Here is a 773-nt window from a genome sequence, read left to right as displayed (position 1 = left end):
CAATTTGGCTTACTCCGATTTTTGAGTCCCAAGCGATCACGGGACAAGACCATTGGGCCGATCGTTTGGATGCAACGGGCTACTTTGCCACGGATTATTTTAAGATTGATCCTCGTTTTGGTGATTTGGAGACCGCGAGAACGCTGGTAGATGAAGCGCACAAACGCGGCTTGTATGTTTTCTTTGATGGCGTGTTTGGTCATCACAAAGAAGGGCTGATTAAGCCATCTCCATCAGGGCTGTTACCTTCTGGTTCGAGTAATCCAGTGGATTACCCAGCAAGCTTGGATTTCTATAAAGAAGTCGCGACTTACTGGGTAAAAGAGCTAAAAATTGATGGTTGGCGTTTAGACCAAGCGTACCAAGTTCCAACCGATGCATTGACACAAATCCGCAAAGCGGTGGATGAAGCCTCGCAAAGTGTGACATACACCAATGCGAATTGGGAGCAAGTTAATCCTTTGGGTTACATGGTAGCTGAGATCTGGAAAGGCGAATCAGAGATTGGAAGTGACGCCTACGGTGCGTCTGCTGAACCTGCGTTGTGCTCGGCATTTGATTTCCCTATGCGCTATCGAATCGTAGAAACATTAGCGGTTAATGAAAGTGGCCTGGGGGGGCGAGGTGTCGATTGGTTAGACAATGGCTACCAAACGCACCGCTTATATCCATCCCATGCACAGCCGAACTTAATGATCGGTAATCACGATTTAGTTCGTTTTGGCGATTTACTTCAACGTGGTGGGTTGGCTGATGTGAACGACGTAGAATAT

General features: G+C 47.3%; 1 protein-coding gene. It reads left to right on the top strand.

All coding sequences use genetic code 11. The annotated features are described in order from the left end of the window. On the top strand, positions 1-773 hold a 773-nt coding region (locus tag AB4486_RS22675), incomplete at both ends, for an alpha-amylase family protein (RefSeq protein ID WP_372118723.1).

Source organism: Vibrio sp. 10N.222.55.C6 (assembly GCF_041473395.1).
In the GTDB taxonomy this organism is placed as follows: domain Bacteria; phylum Pseudomonadota; class Gammaproteobacteria; order Enterobacterales; family Vibrionaceae; genus Vibrio; species Vibrio crassostreae_C.
This window is presented reverse-complemented; position numbering and strand designations above follow the sequence as displayed.